The sequence below is a fragment of the Desulfofustis glycolicus DSM 9705 genome (assembly GCF_900130015.1).
Taxonomy (GTDB): Bacteria; Desulfobacterota; Desulfobulbia; order Desulfobulbales; family Desulfocapsaceae; genus Desulfofustis; species Desulfofustis glycolicus.
Window position 1 is genome coordinate 1 of record NZ_FQXS01000007.1, and the last position, 13320, is coordinate 13320.

Consider the following 13320-nt stretch of genomic DNA (forward strand, 5'->3'; position numbering starts at 1 on the left):
AAGCCGTGCCACCACAACTTGCCGCCGCAACAGGGACAGGCTGCAGGTTTATGCCAGGGATAGGCCGTGCCGAGACGGGCAATTTCCTTGACGGATACGGCGACAAACAGTACCAGTTGCTAAACTCCTTTCAGGAAGGCTTGTTCCTGACTGGAGGGGGGACAGGGCCTTGGCCAAGGCCCTGTCCCCTACCCATGCTGGTGAGAAAGAAAGATTATTTCAGTGGATCAAAATAATCTGCATTGTCATGGAGCACTGATAAACGATTCTGACAAAAACCGCTGCTTTTCATTCAGATATTGTGGGGAACAACAACGGTCGTCTGGCGAATGGTTCCGGCTGGGTCACTCACCCGCTCGGTCCGGTATGGCAGCGGTGGTTGGCAAGGCGTCGGCCCGCTGCCATTTTTGGTCCGCCGCACAAGAGCCGGCGGAAACTACAGTGACAGGCCTATTGCTCACAGCATACCAGAGATCAGAAGAAAATCAACATAGCTAACTTGCTAAAATAAATTGAATTAATGCTTTCGATAAGTTATGGAAAGTGTCTCCAATCGGCAACAACGGTTACGCCGCCGGTTGCCGATTCCCAGATGAAGGACCAACGATAGGCAGACGATCACCCCCGGATGGCTTTAAAGGACACAAGCCTCACCCAACCCGAAGGTTGTCCAGTTTTGTCCCACAAAGTCGTGCAAACTGAACTAATGTGGGTATTTTTTAGACAGATTTCTGCCCGAATATCTTGGCGCGATTCTTTCCGTCGGAAGAAGTATATCAGTCAACTATTTAACAATACATTGAAAAATGTTCTCTAATGGTCGGGCGTTCAGTGTCTTGGCGCGATGTTTGCAGTGTATTGAAAAAGCCGAACGTCTTTCAGAAAGTAGCCGCTTCTGAACTGGCGAACTAAAAGCTATCATAAAACCCGGTAGAGACAGAAAATGGAACGCAATACAAAAGCTCATCGCAGCGATGATTGCCGCTCTATGGCCCGTGGCGGGCTATCTGTGCAGCTTCGCAACAAAGTCTTTCCATAGCCGCATGCTAGTCAGAACCCGGTTATAGCCCAAGGAGAGTACTAGGGGCGGTGATGGAGTATACACGTCTCTTTCTTGACAATCAGGGTGAAAAAATACGGATTCGCTTCGAAAATTCCATCCCTGAAGTGTCTATCGTGCACTGGCATGGTCTTCACGTGCCCGCGAAAATGGACGGCCACCCGCGCCATGTCATTCCGCAGGGCCAATCCTCATAGCATCACCTTTGATATCAGTCAGGCGGAACTTCAGCAATGAGCGAATCACCTTCTTCCATATTCAAGCCGGGTACGGTTCTCGAAGATAAGTGGATCATTATTGAATTGATCGGCAAAGGTGCCATGGGAGAGGTGTATCGCGCTCACCAGAGGAATCTGAAACGCGACGTTGCCATCAAGATTATTTCACAAGAGGTCTTGGCCGCTATCGAGGAGGACCCCGAGGAGCTGAATATAGCCTTCGGACGGTTCCAGCGCGAAGTTCAGGCAATGGCCCAGGTTCGCCATCCCAATGTGCTGACAATCTACGACTACGGCGAGATACCGAATGCCGAGGCCGCCGGGAAATTCCATACGGCCTATATCGCCATGGAATACATCCCGGGCAACACCCTGCGCTTCACCATGGATGAAGACGGTCGGGATGACGACCCGGAATTGCTGGCCACATGGATATCCAACTATTTTCTGCCGCTGCTCAACGGGGTCGAGGTTCTGCACACGCATAGCATCGTGCATCGGGATTTGAAACCGGAAAACATTTTTCTTGACGGTGAAGTGCCGAAGATCGCCGATTTCGGTCTATCCCGGTCTTCTCGGATGAAGGCGCTCACCTGCTCCGTGGAGATGCTCGGCACCCTTGCCTACATGTCACCTGAGCAATGCGCCGATTTCAAGAACGCCGATCTCAGAACGGATATATATGCGCTGGGAAAGATTCTTTATGAAGGCGCCCGGGGGACCCTCACGGAGAACACACTCCCTTTTACCGCCGTTTCGCTTGATAACCCCACCAACGGCTTTTTGAAGGCGCTCAATACCGTCCTGCTCAGGGCTACAAACGAAAAGCCGGAAGGACGCTATCAGTCAGTACAGGAGTTCAGAAGTGGTATCCAGGAAGCCCTGGCCGTCTTTGAGGGAAAAATTCCGATACTTTCGTCTGGGGGTAGAATGTCGGAAACGTCCGCGCGATCCGGTTTTTCCCCCCTGATTGGCTGGACAACCGCCGCTCTTGCCATCCTCGCCGTCGCGGCAATGACCGTATATCACCTGATGGACAGCCCGAAATTTGTCAGCGGGCCAAGTTTGTCGCCGTCTGTTCATCAGAAAAGAAGCGGATATGAACCGGGGGGTATCGAACTTGATTCCGGTGAAATACCGCCACCAACCATTGTCGGCAGGGACGGCAGCAGGATGATACTTACCGGTATCTCTGGCGGTCCCGAGGAAGAGCCACTCTTTTACGTTGACGACAAAAAGATATCAAATTTTCTTTTCGTCGAATTTCTCAACCATCTTGGTGATGCAGTGACGGTTAATAACGGTGTTGTTCGTCTCGACGAACAAATCATTTTCTATATCGGCAGCCCGCCCGACGAGACACCCATTATCTACCTGCACAACACCTTCCATCTCAGCGATCAGAGCAAAGGTACCGATCCCGTGGTGCGCGTAACGTATCACGGCGCCTTTCGTTACGCAGCCACCTACGGCAAATCGTTATTGACCGGCAAAGAGTGGCACTATACCTACCGCTATCATTCGTCGAATTTACCTGCAAATATGGCAGATACTCAAGTCGCTGACCAATCTGGCGGGATGCCTCATATGCAGGCATCATCCATTTTGCCGGGGGAAGGAGAGAGCGAAGCTCGATCAGGGCAGAGCCCCGGATGGGATTTGAAAGAATGGGTTCGGGTAGAGACCAAAAACAGTGATGAAGAGACCGAACAGACAGCAAACGCCTATGCCTCCGGGGTTATGGATGGACAGCTGGCTCGGGAGAATAAGTCGCCGGTGCGAAGACAGCCATGGGAGGGGTTTGATACTGTCGGTTTCCGCACCAAACTCGTCGTGCAGCAGCAATGAAATCAGATTCCGGTAGTGCCGAATCAAGAAATTGTCATGAAAGAACAACACGTACCTATTGACGCTGCCGGCGGATCGCGAAAGGGGGTTGGCAGGAGGTGCAACGAAGATCGTTTTCTTGTCGAGACGATGGCGGATTCCATGCTGCTTGCCGTCAGCGATGGCATGGGCGGTCATCCAGCCGGTGATATTGCTGCAGCAGATATTCTGAGGAGCCTGACGAATTGGCCAAAAGAGAGATTTCATCCGCTGCCGTTTCTCATCGATGCTGTTGCCCGGGCTGAATCGACAATCCTGGGAAGGGTGGCACAAAACACCGATCTGACCGGCATGGGGGCCACGGTTACTGCAGCAATCATACAGGCCCGTAAAATCTTTTGGGTTCACGTCGGTGATACCAGGCTCTATCTTCTCAGAGATGGGCAATTGCAACAGATAACGAGAGACCATTCGTTTCTGCAGGATTTCATTGACGACGGCACGTATACGCCCCAACAGGCGGCAGAGCATCCGATGGCGCACATGCTCGATCAATGTGTTGGCTGCGCCGACACCGTGCCGGACAGTGGCTCTTTTTCCCTTGCCGCCGGGGATATCCTGCTCCTGTGCTCAGACGGCGTCTACAGGCCTCTGGGAGAAGCGGAGATGGGCGCTCTTCTTTCTCCGGCAAGAGAGGCCGTCGATCAGATCGACAATCTTTTGGAAGCCGCAGTCCGCGCCGGTTCCCGGGATGATGTGACAGCAGTCGTCGCCGTAACATAATTTCTTCTGAAGACGGCTTTTCCCCCCAAACCTACAACTCAGCCTGGATTGTACCCCTGCTAAAATCCGGAGAAGAGTTATTGCACGACGATGCTTGATGGAGGCGCAGGTTTTCTTGCGTTTGCGGCCGGTAGGCAGAAAATCGACATTATTGCCGTGTTCTAAAATCTTCTTCCCCGTAGTTTTAGATAATTAGCTACTACAACGTATCATGCCGAGCCCAAGCTCGGTGTCGACCTCCCGTCCGGCAGACATTTTGCAAAGGTTAGAGCAGCGGCGCCCCACAGGCCTCCCGCCGGTCGGGGCGTGAAATCGACAATCAGCAATGATGAGGTGTATCATGTCTGCAATTCAGTGGCACACGAGACTTGGTTATGCCGAGGATACGGCACATTCTACACGTAAACCGATCCTGCTGGATCTTTTCAATCCCGAATGAATTGGCTGCCAGCAGATGGATGCGGTTACGTATCCGGAAAAAGATGTCGTGGAGTTCGTCGAAAAGAACCTGATTCCGGTCAGGATTGACATCAACGACACGTCGTTTTACGAGAAATATCAACTCATCTGGACCCCGACGACGCTTGTTCTCGACTATTATGGGAAGGAGACGCAGCGTTCGGTCGGCTTTTTTACTCCGGCCGATTTTATTGTGCAGCTCCAGCTCGGGATCGCCAAGGTTCGCTTCAGTCTGGAAGAGTTCGACGCTGCCGAAGTCATCCTCGGCGAGTTGGCGAGCAGTTCGTCACCCTCCGATGTGACTCCCGAGGCGATTTATTTTCGGGGGGTTAATCTGTACAAACGGGATAATGATCCAACTCAGCTGAAAAAAGCCTGGGAAATCCTTACTAAGCAGTATCCCGACAGTATCTGGACCAAGCGGGCGGCCCCCTACCGGCTTATCTGAGAGGGCTATCGACTGCTTTCACTGGATTTCGCTCCCGCATCCAGAAAAACAAGACGGGAGTCCGAAAGAACTGGACAGGGGTTCGGTTGCGATAACTGAAACGGGGCATCCCGCCAGCGCTGATGGCTGTCGGTATGCCCCGTGTTTTATGGGGGATACTGTTTGGAAAAGGTGCGTGTTCAAGCCGGCCGGCAGATTTCCGGCCGGCTTGCAGGGTTGGATGTTTGCGGCCGACTGGGGTGGTGCTAAAAAGGATCAGCCGCCAAAGTCGTAGTCGACCATGACGTTTCTGGCTTCCTTGTAGCGGCTTTCCAGATCGCCGAGTTTCACTTTAATCTCTTCGTCTACCGGTTGCCAATCGGTCGGACAAGACGTCCGCAAGGTGTCGACCCGATCTTCAAGATCGCTCACCAGGATATGCAGTCCGTTGATATCCTCAAAGATTTTTTCCTTGTCACCGGTTGCGGCCTGATCCATCTTGCGAACGACATCATAGAGACGTGATTTCCATACGTTCAGCTCCATTTCCACGTTACGGCAATAATCTTTAATTTCCATCTTATACCTCCAGAGTTCTGATTCATTACCCAATAGGGTTCACTAGGGCCGGAATAAACGAGTTCTCTATTCCGGTCTTTCCGGGTCATGTGTCACTCAAGAGCGGTAACTGCTCAGCGACTGGTACAACCCGACATAATGGTTGCATACAAGTATTGTGCCACAATGTGGTGGAATGATACTTGCAAACTACCTGACAGGTGACAGGCGGACGATAGAAAACTGAGATTTCCCGCGAGTGCCGGGGTAGAACATTAATGATATAAAAAAATCAAAGAGTTACCATGAAAGAACAGAATAAGAATGGACCTGCAGAACATGGACATGCAGAACATTCTGGTAGCGGTGATACTGACGCAGACCATGCCGAGCACAACCGGCATGGCGACCATCATCAAGGACAGAGCGATAATCACCAGGGAGCCCATGGCAACCATGAAGATCATGGCAGCCATCATGAGCACATGGTGCAGGATTTCAAGCGGCGCTTTTTCGTCTCGTTGATCCTCACCGTGCCGCTGGCGGTAATGTCGCCGATGCTGCGGTCGCTCGTCGGATTCGACGACGCGGCCTTTTTCCCGGGACACATGCTGGTAATGCTCGTCCTGGCAACCGTCATATTCTTTTACGGCGGCTGGCCGTTTCTCAAGGGCCTGGTCGATGAGCTCAAGGATGGCGCTCCCGGCATGATGACCTTGATCGCCCTGGCGATCACCGTTGCTTACGGCTACTCGGGCCTGGTTTCGCTTGGTGTCAAAGGGAAGGTCTTTTTCTGGGAGCTGGCCAGCCTGATCGACATCATGCTGTTGGGGCATTGGATCGAGATGCGCTCGGTCATGGCCGCTTCCGGGGCCATGGAAAAGTTGGCCAAGCTGGTGCCCGGACAGGCCCACCGTCTGCAGGAAGATGGAAGTACCGAAGACGTTGCGGTCGGCGAACTGGAGAAAGGAGACAAGGTCCTGGTCAAGCCGGGCGAAAAAGTTCCCGCCGACGGGACAATTGTCGACGGTAATTCATCGGTCAACGAGTCGATGCTGACCGGCGAATCCAAACCGGTAGCCAAGGGCAGTGGCGATGAGGTTATCGGCGGTGCGGTTAATGGTGAAGGCTCCCTGACCATCGAGGTCAAAAAGGTCGGTGCCGATTCTTTTCTCAACCAGGTCATGGATATGGTTGAAAAGGCCCAGGGCTCGAAGTCGAAGGCCCAGGGGTTGGCCGACAAGGCTGCAGCATGGCTGACCTTTATCGCGCTAGGCGCCGGTGGCCTGACCATGGCTGCCTGGCTGCTGCTCTCTGAACAGCAGTTCAGCTACGCGCTGGAGCGGACCGTAACGGTGATGATCATTACCTGCCCGCATGCCCTCGGTCTGGCCATTCCGCTGGTGGTGGCGGTGACGACCGCCCTGGCAGCCAACCGCGGTGTCTTGATTCGCAATCGCACTCCCTTTGAGCAAGCTCGCCGAATCGATGCGGTGCTGTTCGACAAGACCGGTACCTTGACCAAGGGGACCTTTCAGGTGAGCGATACCGTGCGGCTCGGCGATCCGGACGAAGACGAGGTCCTCCGCTTGGCCGCCGCGGTCGAAACCAGTTCCGAACATCCCATCGCCCAGGCCATCGCCGGCAGCGTGGAGAACCCAGAGCGGGCCGAGAATTTTTCATCCATCACCGGCCGGGGCGCCCAGGCCGAAGTTGACGGGGCGGTGATCAGTGTGGTCTCCCGCCGTTACCTCAAGGAAGAGTCCATCGACGTTGCCGAGGAAAAGGTTCGGGATCTTCTGGATGCCGGAAAAACGGTGGTTTTCGTCCTGCGGGACGACTCCCCGATAGGTGCTATCGGCCTTGATGATGCGGTTCGGGAACAATCGAAGCAGGCGGTCAGCAGGCTCCGCGAGATGGGGCTCAAAGTGATGATGATCACCGGAGACAACGAAAAGGTTGCTGCCCGGGTCGCGAAGAAGCTCGGTATCGACGAGTATTTTGCCGAAGTCCTGCCGGACGAAAAGGCGTCCCGGGTCAAGGATGTTCAGGAACGGGGGCTGATCGTCGCCATGACGGGCGACGGCGTCAACGATGCTCCCGCCCTGGCCCAGGCGGATGTCGGCATAGCCATCGGCGCCGGGACCGATGTGGCGGTCGAGACCGCCGACATCGTCCTGGTCAAGAGCAATCCCCTGGATATGGTGACCATCCTCCACCTCTCCCGGGCGGCTTACCGGAAGACCATCCAGAACCTGATCTGGGCCACCGGTTATAACGCCTTTGCGATCCCGCTGGCGGCGGGTGTCCTGTCCTTTGCCGGGATCATCCTCAGTCCGGCCGTCGGGGCCGTCCTGATGTCGCTGTCCACGGTGATCGTCGCTGTCAACGCCAAGCTGACTTCGTTGCCCGATGCAGAAGAGCAGACCACCGGGGCCGGCGGCTGACCGAGGGCGTCTGCCTTTCAGTCGTGCAACCGTTTCAGGCGCCGACTGATATCGCGGCTGAAGTGGTCATGGTCTGCTTCGGGGACGCCACAGCTGGTAAATACCGTCTCCAGATGATCGGCCGATGAGAGCACGGTGTCAATGACCTCGTCAGCACGTGCCTGACGCTTGATGCCAAAGTGTTTTGCTTCTTGTCGCAGAGTTCGGCGGTCGGGGGGCATGGTGGAACTGCCGATTCTCAGGACGTGTTCCCGATTGCGGCCGATATCGGGCACCAGGTCAAACGCTGGGCTGAGTCGCCAGCTGCGGCCATTGCAGTAGAAGCAGAAATTTTTCAGGTGATCGTCGGTATTACCGATCAGAGCATTGAACACCATCTGCCTGAAGAGCTTGAGCAGGTCTTCCGCGGGATAGCTGGAAATTTTGCGGATTACTGCGGCCATGTCCTGGTATCCCAGGTAGTAAAATCCTTCCACGCCCAGCAGACTCTTCATGCTGATAACGTGGGTACGGGTTTGCTTCTGGAGGTCGAGATCGAAACGTTCGACCAGCAGAGCCTTATGCTCGCCACAGGAGGTCAGCTTGGTTTGGGGTGTGTCTATACCGGACAGACGCGCAAGCTGCATTGCGGCCGCTTCCAGAGCAACCACGTCGAAATGATCACGGCTGCTGGCAAATTTTGCCAGCCAGGCGGTACCATTCTTCTGAATCAGTGCTTTTGGCCGGGCTCCACCCGGCAAGCTGCCTGCCTGGAACAACAGTGTGAGATCTTCATCAGGCGTTGCGATGCCCGATTCGAAAAGCATGGCCTGGCGTTGCAATTCGGCCAGCTTGCGACCTCCGACAGGTGTCTGCTGAGATGGCACTCGGTCGGAGCTGCTGTAGCTGAGCGCTCCCATGCCATCACCCGCAAGCAGCGGCAGCAGTTGCGGAGGTCTTCGGGCGTGGCCTGCAAGACGGTGGCGACGGACCAGCAGTTGCCGGCCCCAATCGTCTGGCAGGCTGTCTTCGAAGACTGCGTGGATACCGGCTTGGGGCCGATTGACCTCAAGCAGATCGGCTTCCAGTGGCAGATGGATTGGATCGAGCGCAAAGCCGGTTCCCGAGGTCAGATAGCTTTCGGCATAGCGGAACTGGCCCTGCAGGCCGCCGCGCGGGTCGGGATCGGCGACGACGAGTTCACCGGCCCGGACCGGGCGTCCGATTTCCAGATTCAACCAGACGATCAGTTTGATCATGATCCTTCTTGTTATCTGCGGCTGCCGGCCCGCTTGCGGGCTGTCTGTTGCCGGTCAAAGCGTTCAAACAGATCCTGCGGCTCTGACATCACTTGGTCCCAGGTGTGCAATCGGCCCAGTATATCGCTTGCCTCCAGCCACGAAGCGATAGGTACGGTCCCCTGGCCTTTTTCCATTTTTGCATACGACTGGCGTGTCAGCCCGAGCCGTGCTCCGAAGACTGCCTGACTTTCATTGCGCTGTAGCCGAGCCGCCTTCAACCGCTCTCCGAGCTGCTTCAAGACTGAATCGCAATCTGACATAATGTTAATAAAAGTTAACAGTAAATGGATTAAATAGTTTTTACGTTAAGCGATATTAACATAATATGGGCGTGGTGACGAGCGATATCCAACTCGATATCGAGTTCGTATGGGATGTTTTGTCGCCCGATAATAGCCGCGGTTTTTGTTACCGGTGTAAATACCGGCAATATCCCTCCTTGTTCCAGACTCTGGAAGCTTTGGGGCTCTTGTGATGGTGACGCAGGGCGCCCGGTTGCTGTCAGTACCCTCGGGCAAAATCGATCCGGTGTTCAAGCGGCAGGCCGTTCTGATAGCGCCGGTAGTTGTCGCAGAAGATTGCCGCGATTCGGTTGGGAAAAGAGAAAGCGGCGATGTGGGGCGTGATGATAGTTCGTGGCGCATCCCAGAGGGGGCTATCCTTGGGGAGCGGTTCCTGCTCGAAAACATCGAGGATCGCGCCGCCGATGGTGCCGCTGTGCAGGGCGGCGCAGAGATCGTCGGGGTGAACTGCGGAGCCGCGGCCGACATTGATCAGTACACTGTCGTGCTTCATCATGGACAGCTCGGTTGTGCCGATGAAATTCCTGGTTGCCGGCGTTGCCGGCAGAACCAGGACGAGATAGTCGAGCAGCGGCAGGAATTCGGCTCGCTCGGCGGGGAGAAAAACGCGCTCGACATGGTCGACCTCGTCCCGGTTCCGTTTCATACCAAGGACATGCATGCCGAACGATTGAGCGGTCTTGGCGATGTGGCGACCGATAGAGCCGAGACCGACGACACCGATGATCAAACCGTTCAGGCCCCGATAGGTAACGGGATGCCACTGGTGGTCCAGCTGTTGTTGAAAGATGGTGAAGAGCTGGCGTTCACGGGCAAGGATGTAGGCCATGACATATTCGCTGAGCAGCGGGCCATGAACATTTTTTATACCGGTCAGCAGATAGTCGGTCCGCAGCCCGGGCGCCAGCAGGGCATCGTTTCCGGCGAAGGTCGATTGAACCCAGCGCAGCCGGGTGGCTCGGAGGAGGATGGCGGCAACCAGATCGGGGCGCCCAAGGATGATGTCGGCGGTAGGTGCGAGCGCAGCGGCAGCTGAGCGGTCGCAGGCGGTAATGATGTCCAGGTCGCCGAGACATTGTTGTTCGACGAGAGCTTTGTAGCGCGCAGCGTTGCTGTCGAGAATGAGCAGGGTATTCATATCTCGGGCTCCTCGGTGTTGAATTCTAAATGAAGCCTTGTTGCTTCAGGCTGTCTCGCTGGTTTTACCACCACTGGTTGGGGGGGCTCCATATGAGGTCATAATTGTGACGTCTTGTTATGGGGGCAAGAATAAAAAAATGGTAATGGTATATGAGATTGAACCGGTTTATCTCGATTTGATCTTTCTGGAGTAATCTGATTCCATCAGGAACAGAAAAATTCAATTATTTTTTGCCGCCCCTATAAGTTCTTGTAACACCATTGGGAAGTGGATGCAGCGAAACGAAACGATCAATCCCGGTGAAGTCGAAGGCGCCCAGGGAAGTAACTGCCTGGTGCGCAATCGGATCTACTGCACATTTTGTCCCGGGTATTGCTGCTACCGGCTGCCGGGGGCCACGCTCTATCTCGACGCGCTCGATATCAACCGGATCGCCCGGTATTTCAATATTTCCGACGGAGCGGTGCGGGCACGGTACCTGGAGGGCAAAAACACCTTCAAGGTCGGAGCGGACGGTTCCTGCATTTTCCTCAGCCGGGAGCGGATCCGGGCGCGATGCACCATTCATGATGCCCGGCCCCGCCAGTGCCGGGAATTTCCCTACGATGAGCCGTGCCCGTACCTGGAACGCGAAGATTTGCTTGCAGCTATCCTGCCGAAGATCGAGAGATGGCTTGCCAAAACCACAATGGTATATGACCCGCACAAGTGAGGTCGAATACCTGCCGAACCATGTAGCAAGAGGAGGACGAGATGCCGCTCAACCTTGAACGATTCAGAGCCGCCTATGACAAGTGGGTCGAAGAGAGCCTGCCTGATTACCAGGCCGGCAGGATGGAGCATATCATTAAAACGTACCCGTTCGTCGTTCCCGATGACATCCCCTGGACGGCGTATAGTGGCGATCCGGCAAACCAGACCTTTGCCCTGCTCTCCAGTGGCGGGCTCTACCTCAAAGAGAGCCAGCCGGCGTTTGATACCGCTTCAATTCACGGTGATATCTCGTTTCGCGAGATCCCCAAAACAGTGCAGCAGCAGGATCTCGGTATTGCCCATAAGCATTACGATCACGGCCTGGCCGAGCAGGACATCAACACGATTTTCCCGATCCATCGTTTTATCGAACTGGAACAGGAAACGGTGATCGGCACACTGGCGGAGACCCACTACAGTTTCAGTTACGTCAACAACGCGGTGGGGCTCGTTGAAAAAACGTTGCCCGAGTTGATCTCGCGACTAAAAGCGCAGGCGATCGATGTTCTTTTCCTGGTGCCCGTCTGACCGAAATGCCATCAGACCGTGGGTCTGATCCAGCGGGCGGTCGAGGAAGCGGGCATCCCGACTATCTCCATGGGCAACGCCATCGACCGGATGTCGCTTATCAAACCGCCCCGGGCGCTGCTCGTCAAATTCGCGCGGGGGTGCATGTTCGGCGAACCCGGAAATAAAGAACGCCAACGACGAATCGTCATGGATGGACTGGAGGCACTGCAGACAATGACCGAGCCGGGAACCATCAAAGAGTTGCCGTACAAATGGAAGCGGCCCGATCCCTCATAATCGTTATGCTTGGGTAACGGAGCGCCAGGGACAGAGTCGATGGTCACACCGGTTGCCGCTTTGATGCATATGGAAACGAAGCATAGATCGAACACGAAAACAGATAAGATCAGAGCGATGTGAGGCTCGGGGAGGGCGAATGAATGGTGAGGACCACGAATTTTTCGGTTACATGCTTTCCGGCCTTCAACGAGCACAACTTTTGTTTGTTCACTTGATCGTCTTGATAAGTATTGCCGGTTGCTCGACTGGTCCTAAGAAGCGTTTTTTCATTGACGGTGAAGAGATGGCCTGGTCCGAAATGAATGTCGCGCAGCGTAAGCACCACATGGAACAGGTTGTGTTGCCCATTGCCGGCTCGGTGTTCCAGTCCTGGCGACCGGGAGAATATGATGAGATCGGTTGTACTCTCTGCCATGGTGCCGGGGCTGCCAGCGAGGATTTCCGGATGCCTACTGTTCATTTACCGCGTTTGAGCGGGGAGTTGTTCCTGGGACGGGAATTTCGGGACTATCCGGAGACGACCGGGTTGAAACTGGATAGGTTGGTGCCGGAGATGGCTGCAGCGTTGGGCAAGGATGAATTCAGCCTGATCACCCGGCGCGGGTTTGGCTGTTATTCGTGCCATCTCGGGCCGGAGGGGCCGATGTTTGGCAATTGATGTTGTATCGGATCAGGTAAACCAGTGCGGGGTGGACGCCTGGGGGTGGGGGGTACGCCCGACGGATCGGCCAAATGAGTGACGGTTTGTCGTGTATCGAGATGAGTTTCAGGTAATTGGATCGGAAATGGAAACAGAGCACGCGAAAGCTTTTTTTGCCGCGGATCGGTTTGCCGCGCTGGCAGGTATCGAGATTATTGAGAGCGGCCCCGGCCGCTGTACGGCGCGCATGGTTATCGGAGACAAACACCTCAACGCTGCGGGAGTCGTTCAGGGCGGGGCAATCTTCACCCTTGCAGATCTCGCCTTTGCCGTGGCTTCCAACAGCCATGGCCAACTGGCCCTGGCGATCAACGTCAATATCTCTTTTCTCGCCGCGCTCTCTTCCGGTACGCTGCTGGCGACGGCAACGGAAGTCTGTGATCCGAACCGGATCGGCGCCTACGACGTGCTGGTCACCGACCAGCAGGACCGGGTGGTCGCCCGGTTTAACGGGTTGGTCTATCGGAAACAGCAGAAGCTGAAGACGCTCGGATCCTGATCGTGCTCTGGTGGGGGCCCAAGTTTTTCCAAGGGCTTCTGAGTTGATTGAGCCTG

General features: G+C 55.1%; 14 protein-coding genes. 10 read left to right on the plus strand and 4 right to left on the minus strand.

The genetic code is table 11. The annotated features are described in order from the left end of the window. Nucleotides 1-1092 precede the first annotated feature (1092 nt). From BUC26_RS24505 to BUC26_RS07310, 4 genes are all read left to right on the plus strand, one after another. Nucleotides 1093-1257 (plus strand): multicopper oxidase domain-containing protein, encoded by a 165-nt coding sequence (locus BUC26_RS24505; protein WP_084540518.1) that lies wholly within the window; start codon nt 1093-1095, stop codon nt 1255-1257. A 36-nt stretch (nt 1258-1293) separates the two neighbouring features. Continuing rightward, nucleotides 1294-3126 (plus strand): serine/threonine-protein kinase, encoded by a 1833-nt coding sequence (locus tag BUC26_RS07300; protein ID WP_073374797.1) that lies wholly within the window; start codon nt 1294-1296, stop codon nt 3124-3126. A gap of 36 nt (nt 3127-3162) precedes the next feature. After that, nucleotides 3163-3888: a PP2C family protein-serine/threonine phosphatase gene (locus BUC26_RS07305; RefSeq protein ID WP_084540519.1), complete on the plus strand. Its 726-nt coding sequence runs from the start codon at nt 3163-3165 to the stop codon at nt 3886-3888. Nucleotides 3889-4342: 454 nt separating this feature from the next. Further along, nucleotides 4343-4795 carry a tol-pal system YbgF family protein gene (locus BUC26_RS07310; protein ID WP_073374798.1) on the plus strand — a complete coding sequence of 151 codons (453 nt, stop codon included), beginning with the start codon at nt 4343-4345 and terminating at the stop codon, nt 4793-4795. Between the two features lie 255 nt (nt 4796-5050). On the opposite strand, the gene BUC26_RS07315 is transcribed toward BUC26_RS07310, so the two are convergent. Next, nucleotides 5051-5353 carry a hypothetical protein gene (locus tag BUC26_RS07315; RefSeq protein WP_073374799.1) on the minus strand — a complete coding sequence of 101 codons (303 nt, stop codon included), beginning with the start codon at nt 5351-5353 and terminating at the stop codon, nt 5051-5053. A gap of 284 nt (nt 5354-5637) precedes the next feature. On the opposite strand from BUC26_RS07315, the gene BUC26_RS07320 reads away from it, so the two are divergent. Continuing rightward, entirely contained in the window at nt 5638-7779 is a 2142-nt protein-coding gene (locus BUC26_RS07320; RefSeq protein ID WP_073374800.1) for a copper-translocating P-type ATPase, read from the plus strand. Between the two features lie 17 nt (nt 7780-7796). Here the strand turns inward: BUC26_RS07320 and BUC26_RS07325 are convergent, their stop codons facing one another. The 3 genes from BUC26_RS07325 to BUC26_RS07335 all read right to left on the minus strand — a co-directional run bounded on the left by BUC26_RS07325 (nt 7797) and on the right by BUC26_RS07335 (nt 10499). Further along, nucleotides 7797-9017 carry a type II toxin-antitoxin system HipA family toxin gene (locus BUC26_RS07325; protein ID WP_073374801.1) on the minus strand — a complete coding sequence of 407 codons (1221 nt, stop codon included), beginning with the start codon at nt 9015-9017 and terminating at the stop codon, nt 7797-7799. Between the two features lie 11 nt (nt 9018-9028). Further along, a complete protein-coding gene (locus BUC26_RS07330) occupies nt 9029-9298 on the minus strand; it encodes a helix-turn-helix domain-containing protein (RefSeq protein ID WP_244155806.1) in 270 nt (89 codons plus the stop codon). A gap of 262 nt (nt 9299-9560) precedes the next feature. Beyond that, nucleotides 9561-10499 (minus strand): D-2-hydroxyacid dehydrogenase, encoded by a 939-nt coding sequence (locus BUC26_RS07335; RefSeq protein ID WP_073374804.1) that lies wholly within the window; start codon nt 10497-10499, stop codon nt 9561-9563. Between the two features lie 274 nt (nt 10500-10773). Between BUC26_RS07335 and BUC26_RS07340 the strand changes: the two genes are divergently transcribed. From BUC26_RS07340 to BUC26_RS07360, 5 genes are all read left to right on the plus strand, one after another. Then, complete coding sequence (locus tag BUC26_RS07340; RefSeq protein WP_073374806.1) at nt 10774-11214, plus strand: YkgJ family cysteine cluster protein; 441 nt, start codon at nt 10774-10776, stop codon at nt 11212-11214. Nucleotides 11215-11255: 41 nt separating this feature from the next. Continuing rightward, nucleotides 11256-11783 (plus strand): glycine/sarcosine/betaine reductase selenoprotein B family protein, encoded by a 528-nt coding sequence (locus tag BUC26_RS07345; RefSeq protein ID WP_073374808.1) that lies wholly within the window; start codon nt 11256-11258, stop codon nt 11781-11783. A gap of 18 nt (nt 11784-11801) precedes the next feature. Then, nucleotides 11802-12062: a hypothetical protein gene (locus BUC26_RS07350; protein ID WP_084540520.1), complete on the plus strand. Its 261-nt coding sequence runs from the start codon at nt 11802-11804 to the stop codon at nt 12060-12062. A 139-nt stretch (nt 12063-12201) separates the two neighbouring features. Continuing rightward, complete coding sequence (locus BUC26_RS07355) at nt 12202-12723, plus strand: hypothetical protein (RefSeq protein WP_244155807.1); 522 nt, start codon at nt 12202-12204, stop codon at nt 12721-12723. A 127-nt stretch (nt 12724-12850) separates the two neighbouring features. Continuing rightward, complete coding sequence (locus BUC26_RS07360) at nt 12851-13264, plus strand: PaaI family thioesterase (RefSeq protein ID WP_073374810.1); 414 nt, start codon at nt 12851-12853, stop codon at nt 13262-13264. Nucleotides 13265-13320 lie beyond the last annotated feature (56 nt).

Bases quoted from the DNA above. Each gene is read 5' to 3' on its own strand.
- BUC26_RS07340 (WP_073374806.1), top strand. From the start codon at position 10,774: ATGCAGCGAAACGAAACGATCAATCCCGGTGAAGTCGAAGGCGCCCAG.
- BUC26_RS07320 (WP_073374800.1), top strand. From the start codon at position 5,638: ATGAAAGAACAGAATAAGAATGGACCTGCAGAACATGGACATGCAGAA.
- BUC26_RS07325 (WP_073374801.1), bottom strand. From the start codon at position 9,017: ATGATCAAACTGATCGTCTGGTTGAATCTGGAAATCGGACGCCCGGTC.
- BUC26_RS07305 (WP_084540519.1), top strand. From the start codon at position 3,163: ATGAAAGAACAACACGTACCTATTGACGCTGCCGGCGGATCGCGAAAG.
- BUC26_RS07360 (WP_073374810.1), top strand. From the start codon at position 12,851: ATGGAAACAGAGCACGCGAAAGCTTTTTTTGCCGCGGATCGGTTTGCC.
- BUC26_RS24505 (WP_084540518.1), top strand. From the start codon at position 1,093: ATGGAGTATACACGTCTCTTTCTTGACAATCAGGGTGAAAAAATACGG.
- BUC26_RS07345 (WP_073374808.1), top strand. From the start codon at position 11,256: ATGCCGCTCAACCTTGAACGATTCAGAGCCGCCTATGACAAGTGGGTC.
- BUC26_RS07315 (WP_073374799.1), bottom strand. From the start codon at position 5,353: ATGGAAATTAAAGATTATTGCCGTAACGTGGAAATGGAGCTGAACGTA.
- BUC26_RS07300 (WP_073374797.1), top strand. From the start codon at position 1,294: ATGAGCGAATCACCTTCTTCCATATTCAAGCCGGGTACGGTTCTCGAA.
- BUC26_RS07335 (WP_073374804.1), bottom strand. From the start codon at position 10,499: ATGAATACCCTGCTCATTCTCGACAGCAACGCTGCGCGCTACAAAGCT.
- BUC26_RS07355 (WP_244155807.1), top strand. From the start codon at position 12,202: ATGAATGGTGAGGACCACGAATTTTTCGGTTACATGCTTTCCGGCCTT.
- BUC26_RS07310 (WP_073374798.1), top strand. From the start codon at position 4,343: ATGGATGCGGTTACGTATCCGGAAAAAGATGTCGTGGAGTTCGTCGAA.